Below are 286 nucleotides of genomic sequence, written 5' to 3'. Positions count from 1 at the left end.
GTTCAGCGGCAATAATCTGGCAAGCAGCGATTGTCGCCGGAGCCACCACTGCACAAATCTCTGGCTGGATGACGGCGCTGGGGCTGGCAATGGGCGTCAGTACGCTGACTCTGACATTATGGTATCGCGTACCTGTTCTCACCGCATGGTCAACGCCTGGCGCGGCTTTGTTGGTCACCGGATTACAGGGACTAACACTTAACGAAGCCATCGGCGTTTTTATTGTCACCAACGTGTTAATAGTCCTCTGCGGCATAACGGGACTCTTTGCTCGTCTGATGCGCAT

1 protein-coding gene is annotated in these 286 nt (G+C 54.5%); it reads left to right on the top strand.

Annotated elements, in window-relative coordinates; all coding sequences use genetic code 11:
- Window positions 1-286: benzoate/H(+) symporter BenE family transporter (locus LZP73_RS20580; protein WP_234236833.1), on the top strand; the 286-nt coding region annotated here is incomplete at both ends.

The sequence above is a fragment of the Shewanella sp. AS16 genome (genome assembly GCF_021412365.1).
Lineage (GTDB): Bacteria > Pseudomonadota > Gammaproteobacteria > Enterobacterales > Shewanellaceae > Shewanella > Shewanella salipaludis.
Note: the sequence above shows the minus strand (reverse complement) of the source record. Positions and strands in the feature narration are given on the sequence as shown.